At 46.9% G+C, this 18,779-nt stretch carries 20 protein-coding genes; 17 read left to right on the top strand and 3 right to left on the bottom strand.

Features of this window, described 5'->3' with window-relative positions:
- Positions 1 to 73: 73 nt before the first annotated feature.
- Complete coding sequence (locus tag V6668_RS23445) at positions 74 to 976, bottom strand: DMT family transporter (protein WP_338706891.1); 903 nt, start codon at positions 974 to 976, stop codon at positions 74 to 76.
- On the bottom strand, positions 973 to 1,716 hold the full coding sequence (locus V6668_RS23440; RefSeq protein ID WP_315370458.1) for an SDR family NAD(P)-dependent oxidoreductase: 744 nt from the start codon (positions 1,714 to 1,716) through the stop codon (positions 973 to 975). The genes V6668_RS23445 and V6668_RS23440 overlap by 4 nt, the downstream gene beginning before the upstream one ends.
- 136 nt (positions 1,717 to 1,852) lie before the next feature.
- On the opposite strand from V6668_RS23440, the gene V6668_RS23435 reads away from it, so the two are divergent.
- The 4 genes from V6668_RS23435 to crcB are packed head-to-tail and all read left to right on the top strand — an operon-like array spanning position 1,853 to position 4,884.
- Positions 1,853 to 2,743, top strand: a complete 891-nt coding sequence (locus V6668_RS23435; RefSeq protein WP_047844075.1) for a LysR family transcriptional regulator — start codon at positions 1,853 to 1,855, stop codon at positions 2,741 to 2,743.
- Positions 2,744 to 2,785: 42 nt separating this feature from the next.
- Positions 2,786 to 4,093, top strand: a complete 1,308-nt coding sequence (locus tag V6668_RS23430; RefSeq protein WP_036616934.1) for a replication-associated recombination protein A — start codon at positions 2,786 to 2,788, stop codon at positions 4,091 to 4,093.
- A gap of 33 nt (positions 4,094 to 4,126) precedes the next feature.
- Positions 4,127 to 4,528 carry a CrcB family protein gene (locus V6668_RS23425; RefSeq protein WP_338706890.1) on the top strand — a complete coding sequence of 134 codons (402 nt, stop codon included), beginning with the start codon at positions 4,127 to 4,129 and terminating at the stop codon, positions 4,526 to 4,528.
- The gene (gene crcB, locus V6668_RS23420; RefSeq protein WP_338706889.1) at positions 4,525 to 4,884 is read left to right on the top strand and encodes a fluoride efflux transporter CrcB; all 360 of its coding nucleotides are present in this window, start codon (positions 4,525 to 4,527) and stop codon (positions 4,882 to 4,884) included. The genes V6668_RS23425 and crcB overlap by 4 nt, the downstream gene beginning before the upstream one ends.
- Positions 4,885 to 5,015: 131 nt before the next feature.
- Here the strand turns inward: crcB and mnmA are convergent, their stop codons facing one another.
- Entirely contained in the window at positions 5,016 to 6,140 is a 1,125-nt protein-coding gene (gene mnmA / locus V6668_RS23415; protein WP_036616942.1) for a tRNA 2-thiouridine(34) synthase MnmA, read from the bottom strand.
- Between the two features lie 321 nt (positions 6,141 to 6,461).
- Between mnmA and cymR the strand changes: the two genes are divergently transcribed.
- From cymR to V6668_RS23350, 13 genes are all read left to right on the top strand, one after another.
- The gene (gene cymR, locus V6668_RS23410) at positions 6,462 to 6,881 is read left to right on the top strand and encodes a cysteine metabolism transcriptional regulator CymR (protein WP_017686811.1); all 420 of its coding nucleotides are present in this window, start codon (positions 6,462 to 6,464) and stop codon (positions 6,879 to 6,881) included.
- A gap of 173 nt (positions 6,882 to 7,054) precedes the next feature.
- Entirely contained in the window at positions 7,055 to 8,206 is a 1,152-nt protein-coding gene (locus tag V6668_RS23405; protein WP_338706888.1) for a cysteine desulfurase family protein, read from the top strand.
- Positions 8,207 to 8,370: 164 nt separating this feature from the next.
- Entirely contained in the window at positions 8,371 to 8,892 is a 522-nt protein-coding gene (locus V6668_RS23400) for a PRC-barrel domain-containing protein (protein WP_017686814.1), read from the top strand.
- A 10-nt stretch (positions 8,893 to 8,902) separates the two neighbouring features.
- A complete protein-coding gene (locus tag V6668_RS23395; RefSeq protein ID WP_017686815.1) occupies positions 8,903 to 9,112 on the top strand; it encodes a hypothetical protein in 210 nt (69 codons plus the stop codon).
- Positions 9,113 to 9,407: 295 nt separating this feature from the next.
- Entirely contained in the window at positions 9,408 to 10,475 is a 1,068-nt protein-coding gene (locus V6668_RS23390; protein WP_076212453.1) for an AI-2E family transporter, read from the top strand.
- A gap of 435 nt (positions 10,476 to 10,910) precedes the next feature.
- Positions 10,911 to 13,541, top strand: coding sequence for an alanine--tRNA ligase (alaS, locus tag V6668_RS23385; protein ID WP_338706887.1), 2,631 nt, complete (start codon positions 10,911 to 10,913; stop codon positions 13,539 to 13,541).
- A 242-nt stretch (positions 13,542 to 13,783) separates the two neighbouring features.
- On the top strand, positions 13,784 to 14,044 hold the full coding sequence (locus V6668_RS23380; protein WP_036616950.1) for an IreB family regulatory phosphoprotein: 261 nt from the start codon (positions 13,784 to 13,786) through the stop codon (positions 14,042 to 14,044).
- Positions 14,045 to 14,172: 128 nt separating this feature from the next.
- Positions 14,173 to 14,589 carry a Holliday junction resolvase RuvX gene (gene ruvX, locus V6668_RS23375; RefSeq protein ID WP_036616953.1) on the top strand — a complete coding sequence of 139 codons (417 nt, stop codon included), beginning with the start codon at positions 14,173 to 14,175 and terminating at the stop codon, positions 14,587 to 14,589.
- 12 nt (positions 14,590 to 14,601) lie between these two features.
- Positions 14,602 to 14,901, top strand: a complete 300-nt coding sequence (locus tag V6668_RS23370) for a DUF1292 domain-containing protein (protein ID WP_017686820.1) — start codon at positions 14,602 to 14,604, stop codon at positions 14,899 to 14,901.
- Entirely contained in the window at positions 14,902 to 15,216 is a 315-nt protein-coding gene (locus tag V6668_RS23365) for a DUF1292 domain-containing protein (RefSeq protein ID WP_047844066.1), read from the top strand. It begins immediately after the preceding gene.
- Positions 15,217 to 15,292: 76 nt separating this feature from the next.
- Entirely contained in the window at positions 15,293 to 16,333 is a 1,041-nt protein-coding gene (mltG, locus tag V6668_RS23360) for an endolytic transglycosylase MltG (RefSeq protein ID WP_338706886.1), read from the top strand.
- 14 nt (positions 16,334 to 16,347) lie between these two features.
- Positions 16,348 to 17,277 carry a peptidase U32 family protein gene (locus tag V6668_RS23355; RefSeq protein WP_222215759.1) on the top strand — a complete coding sequence of 310 codons (930 nt, stop codon included), beginning with the start codon at positions 16,348 to 16,350 and terminating at the stop codon, positions 17,275 to 17,277.
- Positions 17,278 to 17,294: 17 nt separating this feature from the next.
- On the top strand, positions 17,295 to 18,623 hold the full coding sequence (locus V6668_RS23350; protein WP_100529071.1) for a peptidase U32 family protein: 1,329 nt from the start codon (positions 17,295 to 17,297) through the stop codon (positions 18,621 to 18,623).
- The last annotated feature ends 156 nt before the right edge of the window (positions 18,624 to 18,779 follow it).

Genomic DNA, 18,779 nt, shown 5'->3' with positions numbered 1-18,779 from the left:
AAGCGCATGCCTTTTTTGCTTTTGTGCGAGAAATGATTAATCTTCCAAGGAAGAACGATGGGGGAGTTCAAGTTTATGTTACGCTATTTCTCATTCTGGATGAGCGACGGTTCACCAGGAATATGCCAACACCAATAAATAAACCGCCTGCTAATGCAAACCACTGAACGTGCTCTCCTAGTAAAATCCAACTCGATAGTACACCAAAGAACGGCGCCAGAAACAGATACGAACTGGTTTGGGCTGGGTCACTATTCTGAAGCAGATAAAACCAGAGTGAGAACTGAATGATGGAGCAAACAAGCGTTAACCAGAGCAGCGCCATAACCGAGGTGGTATTGATCGTAAAGTGAGGCTGTTCAGTCCATACGCTCAGCAGAAGCAACGCAGCACCTCCAGCAAGCATCTGATAGGCTGTTAAGACAAAAGTATCGTAGCCATCACCCCAGCGTTTGATGAGCAATGTGGACACGGCAAAGGAGATCGCACCACCAAATCCAATCCAGGTTCCGGGGCTAAAGCTCATCTGCCATCCAAAAGTTAACATAATCCCGATGAAACCGAGTATAACACCGATCCACTGACTGAAACGGTAGGTCACTCTATATAAAAGAGCACTGAGGATAATGACCAGTAGCGGATTGGTAAACGTAATAATAGCGGATTCACCGGATGTAATCCAGTTCATGCTGTAGTAGGCGCAGCCCATCACTCCTGCGGATTGGAACAGGCCAATAAGGATTATTTTCAACCAAGAATGCCATCCAGTAGGCAAAGGACGTTTACGAAGGAACAAGGCCATCAAGCCACCTGCCAGTATATAACGTATGCCCATGAGCAGGAAAGGTGGGGCATATAACATGCCGATCTTGCCAACTGGAAAAGAAGTGCCCATGATTAACGTTGTCAAAATGATCAATAGTGTATATTTCAATGGTTTGATGATCCGGGTATCTTTATCATGACTGGAGCTCATAACGTCTGTCCGCTATCTACAGTAATTAGTTGCCCGGTCATGGATTGCTGTTCCAGCGCAGCACAGATCATGTGTGCGATATCTTCAGGTGAGGCAATATGCTGTAATAACACTTCTCCGCCGAGACGATACATTCGCTCCTCGTTTCCAGCCCACCACCTTGTAGCAACTGCGCCAGGGACGATAGCATTCACCCGAATGTGTGGTGAGAGTGCGTGCGCAAGTGATAAGGTCAGCCCATGAACTGCCGCTTTGGAGACGGCGTAAGGGAGGCAGGAGCCCGAGCCCGTACTGCCTGCGATGCTGCCCAGATTTACGATAGAACCACCGCCAGCCTGTCTCATGCCTTCCGTCACTGCACGAGCGCAATGAAACATGCCTTTCACATTCACATCAAGCAGCTCATTCCAGATGTCATCTGTAACAGACTCCAGATCGTGCATGGGGATATGGTGCGTAATTCCAGCGTTATTTACAAGTGAAGTGATCGGGCCATAGGTTTCAGTTATTGTAGTGACCATTCGCCGGACATCAAGATCATTGGCAACATTAGCTTGAACGGCGAATGCATGGCCTCCCGTATCCAAAATGTGTTGAACAGTCTCGTTTGCTGCATCTTGTGAGCGGGAATAGTTGACAGCGACCAAGGCTCCGCGTTCAGCGAGCAACTCACTTACAGCACGTCCTATACCTGTTCCACCACCTGTGATCAGAGCAACTCTATTTTTCCAGTATGTCATGCTGAACACTCCTTATCATCATCCAGTCAGATGACTGGTTTGGGATCTACATGAATTGTAGTCCGGTTTACACATGAAGTATAATGATTGGTAATGAAGCGGATATCATTTTGAATGATGTCAGAGTGGGGGGACCATGGAGAGCGGGGATCTTAGAATATTTCAGTGTGTTGCACAGGAAGGGAATCTGACCAAAGCTGCTTCTAAACTGGGGTATGTTCAATCCAACGTAACGGCACGAATCCGGCATCTGGAAGCAGAAGTAGGTACAACGTTGTTCATTCGTCATAACCGAGGTATGACGTTATCTCCAGCCGGAGAAATGTTGCTGACCTACGCAGATAAAATTATTGGTTTGCTGAATGATGCTTCCAAGGCACTTCGGGCGACGAGCACACCATCGGGTCCAATGCGAATAGGGTCTACACAAACTGCAGCGGCCGTGCGACTACCTGAACTTTTCGTCAGATATTATAAACAGTATCCAGATGTCTCCTTGTCACTGGTTACTGGCAATTCGCAGATGCTTATGGATCAGGTTATTGGGTATGAATTGGAGGGAGCATTTATAGGCTGTCCCTGTGATCATCCTGATATCGTTTCTATTCCCGTATTTGATGAGGAACTATTTGTTGTCTATTCTGGTATGGGTCCTACGGATGAAGATCTAAAGAGTAAACCTATTCTTGTCTACAGCATGGGGTGTTCCTATCGTCAGGTTTTGGAGGAATGGTTAGAGGTGGGTGGTGTTACCCGTCCAGTAATTATGGAATTCGGAACCCTTGAAGCGATTATTAGTGGAGTTACGTCCGGTATGGGAATTTCCTTATTACCAGAGATTGTGATTAGGCATCAGATCAAAAATGGATTATTGCGCACGCATACACTCCCCGTAGGTATGAATCGCATGATGACTCATTTTATTACTCGCAAGGATGCCTTTGTCAGCAGTGCGCTTCATGCATTTATGGCTATGTTACCGCGAGAGTATGATATGATAGAGAGTGGAGAACCATCAGAAGTATAATTGTATGCAAGGCAAGGCAATCCGTTAAGGAAGTGATGAGCAATGGATTTATTTTCGTTTCAACAGGACTCAAAACCACAAGCTAGACTGCTCGCGGACCGCTTGCGGCCAGAGCATCTGGATGAATATATTGGACAGGAACATATTATTGGACCGGGGAAATTACTCCGGCGCGCCATCGAGGCTGATCAGATTTCGTCCATCTTGTTATACGGCCCTCCGGGATGTGGCAAGACAACCTTGGCACATATTATTTCCCAGCAAACGCAAGGACAGTTCGTACGTCTGAATGCAGTGGAAGCTTCCGTCAAGGATGTGCGTGAAGTCATCGAACAGGCCCAAACGAACAAACAGCTGTATGGAACCAAAACCATTTTGTTCCTCGACGAGGTACATCGATTTAACAGTTCACGTCAGGATGCGCTATTGCCAGCGGTAGAGAAGGGCACGATTATTTTTATCGGCGCAACAACAGAGAATCCCTTTCATTATGTCAATGGAGCCTTGATGAGCCGTTCCACCCTGTTCCAGCTAGAATCGCTAAATAAGGATCATTCCCTAATTGCAATGCGCAGAGCATTGAGTGATGCGGACAAAGGTCTGGGGTTCATGGAGCTGCAGGCGGACGATGAGGCGCTTGAACATATTGCTACGATGGCCAACGGGGATATTCGGCGTGCGCTTAATGCGCTTGAACTGGCTGCGTTGACCACGCCACCGGAGAAGGATGGGTCCATTCATATTACGCTTGGTGTGGCTGAAGAGTCTATTCGACGCCCCATTGTGAAGGCGGATGAATCCACCCAGTATGATGTGCTGTCTGCATTTCACAAGAGTATTCGGGGTTCCAGTGATGCGGCGCTGTTCTGGTTTCTATACGCGGTGGAGAAGCTCGGCATGGACCCGATGACCTTCATTCGGCGCCTGATTGCAGCAAGCAGTGAAGATATTGGACTTGCGAACCCGCAAGCCATGACTCAGGCGATTGGAGCACTTGATGCGTACCGGAATAACGGCTGGCCCGAAGCCAAGCTGAACATTGCACAAGCGATTTTGTTCGCGGTCGAAAGTCCAAAATCCAATGCGGTGTACACCGCCATTTCCAAAGCCATGAACGCGATTGATGAGGTAAAATCGGCAGAAGTTCCGCTTCACTTGCGAGATACGCATTACTCGGGTGCCGTGAAGCTTGGACATGAGGGTTATCAATATCCACACAACTATCCGGGGCATTACGTGAAACAAGAATATTTGCCAAAGCAGCTCTCACGGAGAGTATTCTATGAGGCAACGGAGCAGGGTAACGAATCGAAGATCAGGCTGAACCAACAGCGGCGCAGAGATCTATAAGATCAGTCAGATTACTCGGGAGATGCACACAACATGAAAGAGCTTTTGTATATAGGGACGGGTGGATTTCTCGGCACATTAACCCGATATGCTATACAGTTAGCGATACCAACTGTCCATGGGGGGTTCCCATGGGCAGTGCTGTTAATCAATGCGATGGGCAGCCTTTTTTTGGGTTGGTTCTTTACCATAGCTGTTCCAGGCAAAATAACACCACAACTTCGACTGGCGATTGGTACAGGTTTTACTGGCGCATTTACGACATTCTCCACGTTTACACTGGATATTGTTCGTTTATCCGAAGGGGGCGAATGGATCAGTGCCGCTATTTATATGATCGTGAGTCTGTTGGCAGGATTGTTGCTCTATGCGCTGGGAATGAGCCTTGGACATCGTATGTTGGGAGCACAAAAACAAGAGGGTGATGCCTCATGATCCTGTGGATTGGTTTTGCAGGTGTGCTGGGTGCGGTACTGCGTTACAGTCTGGGAAAATGGGTCTCAGGCTTGCTGGGAACGGCTTTTCCATGGGGAACATGGATCATCAACATCAGTGGTTCATTGTTGCTTGGGTTGTTATATGGGTGGCATGAATCTGCAATGATCTCAGATGGAATCTGGGTGATGTGGGGAACCGGATTTTGCGGTGCATACACGACGTTCTCTACCTTTGGTTATGAAACCTTAGGACTTATGGGTCGACAACGATATGCAAGCGCGGCGCTCTACGTCATCAGTTCGGTTGTAGTTGGGGTGTTGGCCGCCTGGGCAGGAGTCTCGTTGACTGCATAACGAACTATTTTTTATTTTTTTGCAAAAATAAGCAGGAAAAAAGCCATCCTTCATTGTATACATGAAAGACGGCTTTTTTTATAGGGATACACGGTATTGTGTATAATCCGCATTTTAATGGACAAGCTCTATTATTGCATTGCGGGTACAGGTACTTTTTGCACCTGATCGATCGTACCCCCACCCAGGCAGACCTCTCCGTCGTAGAAAACAACGGCTTGTCCTGGCGTGATGGCTTTTTGCTGCTGGTCAAATTGTACATCCACACTTCCATCTTCCTGCCAGGTCAATGTTACACCTTGATCCGGCTGACGATAGCGGAATTTGGCAGTACAACGGTATGGCACATTAGGCATGTGCTCTGCACCAGCAATCCAGTTCACACCCGTTGCGGTAAGACCAGTGGAGTACAGGCTTGCATGGGCATCGCCCTGAACAACAAGCAGTTGATTCTTCTCCAGGTTCTTGTCTGCAACAAACCAGGGTTCACCATTGCCGGAACCACCAATGCCAAGACCTTGGCGCTGTCCAAGTGTGTAGTACATCAGACCGTCGTGGCGACCTTTGACTTCACCGGTTGCGATATCAACCATGTCTCCACCTTTGGCAGGCAGATAGTTACTCAGGAACTCTTTGAAATTACGCTCACCGATGAAGCAGACACCTGTGCTGTCTTTTTTCTTGGCAGTATACAAACCAGCGGCTTCTGCGATTTTGCGTACTTCCGGTTTGGGCAGATGACCAATCGGGAACATGGCTTTGGACAGCTGGTTCTGATTGAGTGCGTTAAGGAAATACGTTTGATCCTTATTGTTGTCCACACCACGAAGCAACTTGAGTGTGCCATCTTCTTCAATCAGGCGAGCATAGTGTCCTGTAGCTACATAATCTGCGCCGAGATCCAGAGCTTTGTTCAGGAATTCACCAAATTTGATCTCACGATTACACATGACATCCGGATTTGGCGTGCGGCCCGACTTATATTCATCAAGGAAATAGGTAAATACTTTATCAAAATATTCTTTCTCGAAGTTGACAGTGTAGTAAGGAATGCCGATCTGTTCACATACGCGGCGTACATCCTCTGAATCTTCTTCAGCGGTACAGTGGCCGAACTCGTCGGTGTCATCCCAGTTTTTCATGAAAATGCCGATGACATCGTACCCTTGCTCTTTCAGCAGCAGTGCGGTAACGGAAGAATCGACACCTCCGGACATGCCAACGACGACCCGTGTATTTTCAATTGTTTTGGACATCGTTATCACCATTTCTATATATAAATGTGTTTCGTTTCTTATTCTAGCATAACCGGACTCAAGATACGATACACCCGGCCAATTTTGGATAGTGTCCACCACAGACGCACATTTTGGAATATCGTCAATCTTTCTTTTCCATAAAGCATGCAGATATGTTAACATTAGCTGAGGGTTATGATCGGAATACGGAGGATTAGAAGGTTTATACTAATCTCAATGCATCTCCGCTGTGGACAGATCGTGAAACAGACGGTCATGGACCATAGGATTAAATATAAAGTTTCCAATCGTTTCTGAAAATTGAAAGAGGTGACTCCTTTGAAAATATCGACAAAAGGCCGTTACGGCCTCACAATCATGATGGAGCTTGCTGCCAGAATAGGCGAAGGCCCTACATCACTGAAAAGCATTGCTGAGCGCAACCAGCTCTCGGAGCATTACTTGGAGCAACTGATTGCTCCACTGCGTAATGCAGGACTGGTGAAAAGCATTAGAGGTGCTTACGGCGGTTATATCCTTGCGGGTGATCCTGCAACCGTAACTGCAGGCGATGTAATCCGTGTACTGGAAGGGCCAATCTCTCCAGTAGACTTCACAGAGGAAGATGATCCGGCGAAACGTGATCTGTGGTTGCGTATTCGTGATGGCATTGCGGAAGTGTTGGATTCCACAACACTGAAAGACCTGATTACCTTCCAGGATCAGGACAAAAAAGATAGCTATATGTTCTACATTTAACAATGACTGCGATGAGCATGACATGGTAACATACTTGAGCCCCCATTTGGGGGCTTTATCCATGCCATAACATATGTTTTACAATGGCTTGCGGTTGGTGAGCATATAAGGCTACGAAACATATTCCATATCAGAAAAATAAGATAATTTAACATATAACGGGGTGAAGATAAATGAAACGAATTTATTTGGATCACGCCGCATCGACACCTATGCATCCACAAGTCGCAGAAGCGATGATGAACGTCATGACAGGACAATTTGGCAATGCATCAAGTATCCATGCCTTTGGGCGTGAGGCCAAACGGACTGTCAGCGGAGCAAGGGATGTCATTGCGGCGTCTTTGGGCTGTTTCCCGGACGAATTGGTATTCACCGGAGGTGGAACGGAGAGCGACAATCTGGCAATCTTTGGAGCAGTCTCATCCAGGCAGGATAAGGGGAAACACGTCATTACAACCGCAATTGAGCACCACGCTGTCTTGCATACGTGTCAGGAATTGGAGCGGCAAGGTTATGAAGTAACCTATCTATCTGTGGATCGTCATGGACGAATAAATCTGGAAGAGTTGCAAGAGGCCATTCGGCCGGATACGGTGCTGATTACCATGATGTATGCCAACAATGAAGTGGGCACCATTCAGCCGATTCGCGAGGTAGGTGAGCTTGCCCGTCAGCATAATATCCTTTTCCATACCGATGCGGTTCAGGCTCTGGGCAGCCAGAATATTTCCTGTAAGGAACTTCCTGTGGATCTGATCAGCTTCTCTGCGCATAAAATCAACGGACCTCAGGGCGTGGGTGCACTCTATGTACGGCGAGGAATTGTGCTGGAAGCAAGAGCTCACGGTGGGTTGCAAGAGCGTCAGCGTCGGGCTGGTACGGAAAATATCGCAGGTATTACCGGATTTGCAGAGGCTCTCAAGATTGCATCAGCACAGACGGAGGTGCATCGTCAGCATGATTTGGAATTGCGCAAACTTTTGTTGGAACAGCTTGAAATTCATGTGGGTACGGAGCACTTTCACGTGAATGGACACCTGGAGCATACGCTGCCAAACATCCTGAATATCAGCTTTCCGGAAGTGTCCACAGAGACGATGTTAATGAATCTGGATATGGAAGGGATTGCTGTTGCAAGCGGTTCTGCCTGCACTTCCGGTTCACTCGAAGTCTCTCATGTGCTCAAAGCGATGAAATTGCCTGAAACATTTTTACACTCTGCGATTCGATTTAGCTGGGGATTGGGTAATACTACGGAAGAAATCATGATAACCGCCGAAAAAATTGGAACCATTCTTGGACGACTGCGTAATAGACCCTAAGGGGAACTTTACACATGGAACAGAAGGAGGGAAGAAGTTCCATTTCATCGGTTGGATAGAAGCGGTTTTGATGATCGGCGTCTGATTGCCACTCATCAACTTTGGGCATACCTAGCAATAGCGCCGCGCCTATTTAATGATAAGAAGATGAGGGGGACCCAGCGATGAAGCTTCAGGAAATGATCGGACTTGCCGTTTTTGATGTTGAGGACGGGAAGCAGGTCGGTAAAATCCAGGATTTCATTGTGAATGATGATTGGGAGATCGAAGGCATTGAGCTTGAGAACAAAGGTCTGTTTACCAATCATGTCAAAATCGTGCAGTGGCAAGATATCGTTGCCTACGGCGAAGATGCCGTCATGATCCGTAATCAACAGGCTGTCCGCAAGACGGGAGCCGACGACATAAAATACACGTACCTCCTCGGTCGGTCTAAATTGAAGGAGATGTCCGTGCTCACCGAAGAAGGTTTGCTGCTCGGGCGTGTCTCCGATGTTTATTTTGACCAAGAGTTGGGAAATACAATAATAGGGATTGAAATTACGGACGGTTTTGTGTCCGATCTGATCGAGGGCCGCAAATGGCTGCCATGTACAAGCGATATGTCCATCGGGGAAAGTGCCATTATGGTGCCGTCTCTGAGTGAACAACGCTTGGAAAATGCCATTCATTCTGTTAATGGATAGGTGAATGAATATGAAATGTCCAAACTGTAGTTCCAAAGATATCGGGAAAATTGGTTCCCACCAGTTTTATTGCTGGGGATGCTTTATCGAATTAACGGTGAACGGTGAGAAAATGTCTGTATATCAGGTGGAAGAAGACGGTACGCTGAGTTCCCTGGATGATCTGTTTTTCGGGGACGAGCTGCCACAAGACTTCCCTCATCTTCACGCTTCTTCTTAATAAGCAGAATAACTTCCTCTATATGCGGTTTCATGACAATGTCTGTCATGGGAGGCTGTCGTTAATTGTTGGCAGATGTATATAGATGCGGTTACATAATGGTTGGGCTGGTGCATGGTTGATTATATGCTAACCCGTACTGCAAAATGCGCTTCCTTCTCTAATGAAGGAGGCGTTTTTTTGAGTTTAAGAAAAAATGTTCGGATTACTCCTTTCCACTTTTGCGCTGTGTTAATAAATATTACCTTTCCTACATATACTGACTCTCAGAGCCAGTCCAAAAGGAGAGATGCAAGTGGAGCAATTAACCAAAAACAAGCTGTTCCGTTACGCGATCTGGCTGCTGCTCGGATTGATCATTTTATATTTTATTTGGCTGCTGCGGCCTTTACTGCTTCACATATATGCGTTCCTGAAAACAGTGCTGGCACCCTTTATCGTAGCCCTTATCATATCCTATGTACTTAATCCGATTGTCAGCATGCTGGGAGGGCGCAAGGTGCCGCGTACAATTGCGGTTCTACTCATATATGCCTTTTTCCTGACCTGCCTCGGTGTCATTCTGATGAATGTCATTCCGGTATTGATTGAACAGCTGGGAGAACTCAACGAGCATATGCCGGAACTGTCCATGCGTGCCCAGAGCCTGATGAACAATATGGATCACAAATTAATGCCGCCAAGTGTGCGAACAGGCATGAACAGTTGGTTTTTTCAGATGGAGGATCGACTAACTCAGGGAATTACTGTGCTTATGGACAATATCGGGGCGACCATTAATGTGTTATTCAATGTGTTTATCGTGCCATTTCTGATCTTTTATATGTTAAAAGACTTTGAGGTGTTTGAGCGCACTATTGTGGCGTATCTTCCGCGTTCACGTCGGAAAGCGATTGTCTCGGTGATGAAAGAGATCGATACTGCACTGGGGAACTACATTCGGGGACAGTTTATTGTCTGTGTCATTGTTGGTATCTTTGCCTACATTGGTTATATCGTCATTGATATGCCGTATGCCCTGCTACTTGCAAGCATTGTAGCTGTGTTTAACATTGTGCCCTACTTGGGGCCTTTCCTTGGAGCTGCTCCTGCTGTGGTCATGGCATCAACCGTATCGTTTAAAATGGTACTACTTGTTGTCATTGTGAACACACTGTGCCAAGTGTTGGAGAGTAATGTTATTTCTCCTCAGGTGGTGGGACGTACGTTGCATCTGCATCCTCTGTCGATTATATTTGCACTGCTCGTCGGAGGTGAACTGGCAGGCATTGTAGGTTTAATTTTGGCAGTACCCGTTTTTGCCGTGCTGAAGGTGATTGTGCAACACTTTTTCGCCTATTACATCAAACGAAGGACCGACTAAATAGCAGGGTTAAAACATCAACGAGGCCGCGTTGACACCCGCTTGTGCTACCGATATAATGAGTGTGTATGTTGAGAACATGAAATCGATGATGAAATAAAGTACGCCGAGGGTTCCTTTCCTCAGAGAATAGACTTCATCGGATCAGGGTGAGCCTGAACTGATGGCTGGAAGAGTCTTGAAAGATGAAGCGGCGGAAAGCTAATTTCGGAGTGCAGGACAACCCTGCCGGGAGCGACCGTTATTTCGCATGAACGAGGAGATTGTTTGTTTGTCCGGGCAGCAAGGGATGAACAGCAATAACCAGGGTGGTACCGCGATAACATCGTCCCTGATTATTCAGGGGCGTTTTTTGTGTTTATTTTTACAAAAACAATGTTGACCAACCGGAGCGAATACGCAACGGACTATTATAATTTAATGGGGGCATCCAGTATGAAAGCCAGTGAAATCCGGTCCAAATGGATAGAGTTTTTTGCAAGTAAAGGTCACAAAATCGAGCCGAGCGCATCGCTCGTGCCTCACAACGATCCTTCTCTTTTGTGGATCAATGCAGGTATGGCACCGCTCAAACCATATTTTGACGGACGTGAGAAGCCGGAGAACCCGCGTCTTGCGAACTCCCAAAAATGTATCCGTACCAATGATATCGAGAATGTTGGTAAAACGCGTCGTCACCATACGTTCTTCGAAATGCTCGGCAACTTCTCTATTGGAGATTACTTCAAGGAAGAGACCGTAACATGGGCTTGGGAATTCTTGACCAGCAAAGAGTGGATCGGATTCGATCCGGAACGTCTTTCCGTAACGGTATATCCGGAAGATGAAGAAGCTTTCAAACTATGGAACGAAAAAGTAGGACTGCCTGCTGAGCGTATCATTAAATTGGATGAAAACTTCTGGGATATCGGCGAAGGCCCATGTGGTCCTTGTACCGAGATCTTCTATGACCGCGGCGAAGATTATGGAAACGACATGAGTGATCCTGAAATGTATCCAGGTGGGGAAAACGAACGTTATCTGGAAGTATGGAATCTGGTATTCTCCCAGTTCAACCATAACAAAGATGGTAGCTACACACCGCTTCCTAACAAAAACATTGATACAGGTGCAGGTTTGGAGCGTTTTGCTTCCATTCTGCAAAATGTGGATTCCAACTTTGACACAGACCTGTTCCAACCGATGATTCAAAGAACAGCTGCTCTTGCAGGTGTGAAATATAACGACAGCGTAGAGATTGATGTTGCATTGAAAGTCATTGCCGATCATATCCGTACGGTTGCTTTTGCAGTAGGTGATGGCGTTCTGCCAAGTAATGAAGGACGTGGATATGTCATCCGTCGCTTGCTTCGCCGTGCAGTTCGTTATGGAAAAGTGCTTGGGCTTGACCGTCCATTCCTGTATGAATTGACAACAACCGTTGGTGAAGTGATGGGCATGTACTACCCTGAGGTAGTAGACAAACAGGAGTTCATCGCCAAAGTAATCAAAACCGAGGAAGAGCGTTTCCACGAAACACTCACAGATGGTCTGGCTATTCTGGCTGATATCAGCGGCACAGCCAAATCCGAAGGACGCACCGTTATTAGCGGACCTGAAGCTTTCAAACTGTATGATACGTACGGTTTCCCGTTTGACCTGACAGAAGATTATGCTGCAGAGCATGGTCTGACTGTGGACCGTGAAGGTTTTGATGCTTCCATGCAGAAACAACGTGAGCTTGGACGTGCTGGGCGTCAAGAGAACGAGAGCATGAAAGTCCAAGGCGGACCACTTGCTGATCTGGAGGTTAAAAGCGAGTTTGTTGGTTATACTGACCTGTTGACGGAAGCAAAAGTGGTAGCCATCGTAGCTGGTGACGCCCTTGTTGAATCTGTAGGCGAAGGACAGACGTGTCAGGTTGTTCTGGACAAGACTCCGTTCTACGCGGAAAGTGGCGGTCAAGTGAGTGATCAGGGCTTGCTGCGAGGTGCTGGTGTAACAGCAAAAGTACAAGGTTTGTTCAAAGCTCCACTCGGACAACATGTACATCTGGTGACTGTGGAGTCTGGTGAACTGCGTGTAGGTGATGTGATCAACGCCGAAGTAGACTCAGCGAAACGTGGCGACATTATCAAAAACCATACGGCTACCCACTTGCTGCACAAGGCACTCAAAGATGTGCTCGGCACACACGTAAACCAGGCAGGATCGCTCGTAGAGCCACAACGTCTGCGGTTTGACTTCTCTCACTTCGGCAGCATTACGCCGGAAGAGTTGACAGAAATTGAGCGTCAAGTGAACGAACAGATCTGGAATCGTCTGAACGTGAACATCGAGCTGAAAGCTATTGATGAAGCCAAAGAAATGGGTGCGATGGCCCTGTTTGGTGAAAAATATGGAGATATTGTACGTGTTGTTCAAGTCGGAGACTACAGTTTGGAACTTTGTGGCGGCTGTCACGTAAATAATACTTCAGAGATTGGAATCTTCAAACTGGTGAGCGAGAGCGGAATTGGCTCCGGCGTACGCCGGATCGAAGCTGTAACTGGCCGCGGTGCATATCTGTATGTGGAAAGCCAGTTGGAACTGCTTAAACAATCAGCAGCACTGCTCAAAGCAAATGTGGCTGATGTACCTAAACGGATTGAAGGTCTGAACCAACAATTGAAAGAAGCAGCCAGAGAGACTGAATCCCTGCAAAGCAAGCTGAGTGCCATGGAAGCGGGTCAATTGACCGATCAAGTGGTACAAGCAGGAAATACACAATTGCTGGCAGCACGCGTAGATGCTCCGAACATGGATGCGCTGCGTACAGTGGCAGATGAGTTGAAATTAAAATTGCCTAACGCGGTACTCGTATTGGGTGCTCCAGCGGACGGCAAAGTGAATTTTGTTGTAGCAGTACCTGCTGAACAAGTAAAACAAGGATTACACGCAGGCAAAATCGTCAAAGAAGTCGCAGCAATATGCGGCGGCGGTGGCGGCGGACGTCCAGATATGGCGCAAGCCGGAGGTAAGGATGCGACCAAGCTGGATGAAGCGCTGAAACTGGCAGTTTCGCTGGTTAGCGGGCATAATGCATAAATCCATTGAGTGGCTTTCAATCGTCAAAAAATAAATCGAAATGGTTCTGTTCGTTTATTTTTTGTACCCGAGAGCGTGTGGAATCGAATGATGCAATATGCTGAAGCCAGTAAAGGACAAGCAAAAAACACAATTGCCTTATCCTTTGTTTACTTGTGGCAGTCAGAATATGTTATTATATAAACAGAAATCAATTCGGCAGGACATGGTCCCCATGTTCATGCAGGAGCGAGGTGTCATCAATGGACTCCATGGATAAGACGGTTAAATTTAATGTGAAAGGTGACGAACAGGAAGCATCATCCAAAGAGATTCTTCTCACGGTATATGATGCATTGGTCGATAAGGAGTATAATCCGATCAACCAGATTGTTGGGTATCTGATTTCCGGAGACCCGGCATACATTCCTCGTCACAACAACGCACGTAGTCTGGTCCGTAAAAAGGAGCGCGATGAGCTGATTGAAGAGCTTGTACGTTCCTATCTGGCCAATCACCGGTAATGTACGCCGCTTCCGCTGTGTTGCAGCCTTGCAGGCAGCGGGAAATGAACCGACAGAAGACAGCCTGAAGCTTGAGAAGGCGATTATTTGTAATCGACCTGAGCAGGCCCCAGGATGGGAGAGCATGGATGAAAATATTAGGTTTGGACTATGGGGACCGAAGAATCGGAGTTGCCGCGAGTGACGCCTTCGGTTGGACTGCCCAGGGATTGGAAGTGCTAGAACGCCGCCGTGATGAAGGCGAGTTCGCTCGGATTGCCGAACTTGTGCGTGAGCATGAGATTAGTGAGATCGTAGTCGGACTTCCCAAAAACATGAACGGCACCGTAGGACCGCGCGGTGAGATATGCATTGCTTTTGCCGATCGCCTGCGGGATGAACTGAATTTACCTGTTCACCTTTGGGATGAACGGCTGACAACCATGGCAGCAGAACGTACGCTGATCGAAGCGGATGTCAGTCGGAAAAAACGCAAGCAGGTTGTGGACAAAATGGCCGCAAGCTTGATTTTGCAAAATTATTTGGATGCCAATAGTAGAAGGTGAGGGGGATCAACAATGGCTGAAGATCAACTGGGTATGGAAGAAGAAGCGGAAATTATTTACATTGCGGATGACGAGGGTAATGAAGAGGAATTTGAAGTCATCATGAAGTTTGAAGTAGATGGTTCGGAGGCCAAGTACATGATGGTTGCTCCGGTTGAACCTGAAGATGGCGAAACGGATGTATATGCATTCCGTTATGAAGAAGAGGGCGACGATATTAAACTTTTCGTCATCCAAGATGATGCCGAATGGGATATCGTCGAGGAGACGTTTAATACATTTCTTGCTGAAGATGAAGAGGAAGCGAACTAAATGACGGAATATAGCCGCAAAGACCTGAAATGGACAGATTCACTGCGTCTGGCATTCGGTGCTCATGTTGAGCTCGAAGAAGAGAACGGTAAATCACAACCGTATGACTTGTTGGCTGAGTTCGAAGTGAACGGTCAGCAGTACGCGGTGCTCCGCAGTTCGTTGCGACCTTATGACGAGGTTGAGCTTCTGCGGGTATCACCTGGAAGTGAAGACCAGATCATGCCAGAGTTAGTTACGATCGACGATGACGATGAGTGGGAGAACATCTCGGAACTGTATGATGAGTGTACACTCCCCATTGACGAAGATTAAATCAGCTTCAAATTGAAGAAACCGGGAGGGCGGAGAAGTCCGCTCTTTTTGGTTGTGTAAAGGAGTTGTTTCTTTTTTGAAAGGGAAAGCAATTGTAGTCATACTGCTTATCATTGTAGTTCTTGTCGGAGGCGCAGGCGGTTACGTGTGGAGTATGATGCGTCCTGTGGAAGCTTCTACAGAACCGGTCGTATTCGAGATTAAGAGCGGATCGGGAACTTCGAAAATCGCGGATCAGCTTCAAGAAGAAGGCCTCATTCGAAGTGGGCTAACCTTTAAAGGGTATTTAAAGTGGAAGAAACTAGGTTCTAATTTCATGGCGGGTACATATTCAATGAATCCTGGCGTGACATATGATGAGATTGTTAGCAAGCTGAGTAGTGGCGAAGTTGTACCGGAAGAAATGGTGAAATTTACGATTCCGGAGGGTTATAACGTTCTGCAAATGGCGGGTAAGCTTTCTTATGAGCATGTTGTAGATCGGGATGAATTCATCAAGCTGGCCAATGATCCATCGGCCTTTGATGTAGATATCATCAAAGATATTCCAGTGGATGAAGAACTTCGCTACGTATTGGAAGGGTATCTATTCCCGGAGACGTATGAGATGAAAAAGGGAAGTTCCACGCATGATGTGATGCAACGGATGCTGGAAGAATTCCAGACCAAGATTAATTCCATTCCTGATTTGGAAGCCAAGCTCCAGGAAAAGAACCTTTCCCTGCATGAACTGCTGACGATCGCGTCACTCGTGGAGAAAGAAGTTGTAGTGGACGAGGAACGTGCTCTGGTTGCAGGTGTAATCTACAATCGGATCAATCAGGATATGAAGCTGGAGATTGATGCTACCGTGCAATATCTGCTCGACAGACCGAAGGAACGATTGTTTTTCAAGGATCTAAAGGTGAAAAGTCCCTATAATACGTATCTGAACAAAGGCTTGCCACCAGGTCCAATTGCCAGTCCAAGTCTTCCGTCCATTGAGGCAGCGCTAAATCCGGAAGCTTCGGAGTATCTGTTCTATGTGACAAAAAAGGATGGCTCGTCTGGACATCTATTTGCCAAAACGTATAAGGAACACCAGCAAAATATAGCCAAAAGTAAGGCTGCGCAATAAGCGGAGGGGATTATATGAGTAAGAAACATGAACTGCTCGTTACAGCAGCGAATGTGAAAGAGGCAGAAGTGCTTCTCCAGGCTGGAGCAGATGCTCTGGTCATTGGAGATGATCGATTCGGCATGCGTCTTCCAGGCAGCTTTAGCGTGGAAGAGACAGCAGAGGTGGTTGCCATTGCAGCCAAACATCAGGCGCGTGTGTATGTATCCATGACTAATCTGATGTCCAACGAACTGTTGAAAGAATTGCCTGAATATGTTCAAGCACTTGGCAGAATCGGTATTGATGGTGTGGAGTTTAATGATCCATCCGTGCTGGCTACCATGAAGGAATACGCGCCACATGTGAAGTTGCACTGGAATGCGGAGATGACTTCAACGAACTATGCGACGGCCAACTATTGGGGAACCAAGGGAGCTAGTCGTGTTGTGCTTGCCCGTGAGTTGAATATGGACGAGTTGACGGAAATGGTCCCTTTTCTGAAAGTGGAAGCTCAGGTTCAGGTGCATGGTATGACGAATATTTATCATTCCAAGCGCAGTCTGGTACAAAGTTACATGGCTCATCAAGGGCGGCCGGTTGAGGGACATCTGGGCAAAGAACGGGGATTGTTCCTGATCGAGGCTGAACGTCGGGATGAGAAATTCCCGATCTACGAGGACATTAACGGTACACACATTATGAGCTCAGAGGATATATGTATCCTCGAAGATCTTCATCTGTTGATGGAGGCGGGTGTGCACAGTTTCAAAATTGAAGGTATGTTAAAATCACTCACCTACAATGAAGCTGTTGTACGTGCATATCGGACAGCGATTGACAGTTATATAGCCGATGCTGATGCATATGCGTTCTCTGAAGAGTGGCTCGCTGAGGTGCGCAAGTTACAGGACCCTGAACGTGAATTGTCTTTTGGATTTTTCTATAAAGAACAAGTGTATTAATAGACGAGGTGAACAGAATGGAAACAGTGGCGGTACAGCGGAAGTTCTCGGGGAAACGTAACCGTCTGGACAAACCGGAGCTGCTAGCTCCGGCGGGTAATCTGGAAAAACTAAAATTTGCGATCCATTACGGTGCAGATGCCGTATATATCGGTGGACAAGCCTATGGACTGCGTTCCAACGCGGATAACTTCAGCTTTGAAGAGATGCGTGAAGGTGTGGAGTTTGCCAAAAAGTATGGAGCCAAAGTGTTCGTAGCGACAAACATCTATGCACATAATGAGGATGTTGAAGGTATCGAAACGTACCTGCAAAATCTCTATAATGCGGGAATCTCTGCAATCATAGTAGCTGATCCAGCTATTATTGAAGTAGCGCTTCGTGCTGTGCCAGGCCTTGAGGTACATCTAAGTACTCAACAATCCACACTCAACTGGCAAGCGGTGAAGTTCTGGAAAGATGAAGGACTTCCACGTGTTGTTCTCGGACGTGAGACCAGCTTTGAAGAGATTGAAGAGATCAAGGCCAATGTGGATATCGAAATTGAAGCCTTTATTCACGGGGCGATGTGTTCCTCGTATTCCGGACGTTGTGTGCTCTCCAATCACTTTACGGATCGGGACTCCAACCGGGGCGGCTGTTGCCAGTCTTGCCGCTGGAAGTATGATTTGTTCGAGGATGCGAGAGAAGATACGGTGTGGGTCAGCGAAGAGGACATGCAGATGAAGGCCCCTGCGCCATTCAAACTAGGTGAGAACCAGCTTCCCCTGTTCGAGGAACAGGATAATTCATTCTCCATGGGATCTAAGGATCTGTGCATGATTGGCCATATTCCCGAGTTGATTGATGTGGGTGTGGACAGTTTCAAGATCGAAGGACGTATGAAATCGATCCACTACGTGGCAACCGTGGTTAACGTATACCGTCAAGCCATTGACGCCTATATGGCAGACCCGGAAAATTATGTTCTGAAACCTGAATGGGTTGAAGAAATGAACAAAGCGGCGAATCGCCCGCTGAATACCGGATTTTTCTATGATACACCAGACCATGAAGATCATATCTATGAACCGGAAGAAAAGGCTGTACCTTTTGATTTCGCTGGATTGGTCATGGGGTATGATGCTGAAACAGGAATGGCAACCATTCAACAGCGCAATCATTTCAAACCAGGACAGGAAATTGAATTTTTCGGCCCGGGAGGTCACTTTTTCAAACAGGTCGTCGGTGAAATACAGGATGAAGAAGGAAATGTTCTAGATGCTGCTCGTCACCCGTTGCAACTGATTAAAATGAAGGTAGATCAACCGGTTTCGTACTTCGATATGATGAGAAAAAAGAAGTAGGCTCAAATACCTACAATGTGTCAATATTGTATTATGATTTAACAAAATAGTGTTATGAAATTTACATGGGGACCTCCGTTTATCGGCAGATGGGGGTCTTTTTTTTATAGAAAAATAGGAATAAAGTTGTAAAATATTTCTGGGAAGTGAAAGGGG

This window comes from Paenibacillus amylolyticus (genome assembly GCF_036894225.1).
In the GTDB taxonomy this organism is placed as follows: domain Bacteria; phylum Bacillota; class Bacilli; order Paenibacillales; family Paenibacillaceae; genus Paenibacillus; species Paenibacillus amylolyticus.
This window is presented reverse-complemented; position numbering and strand designations above follow the sequence as displayed.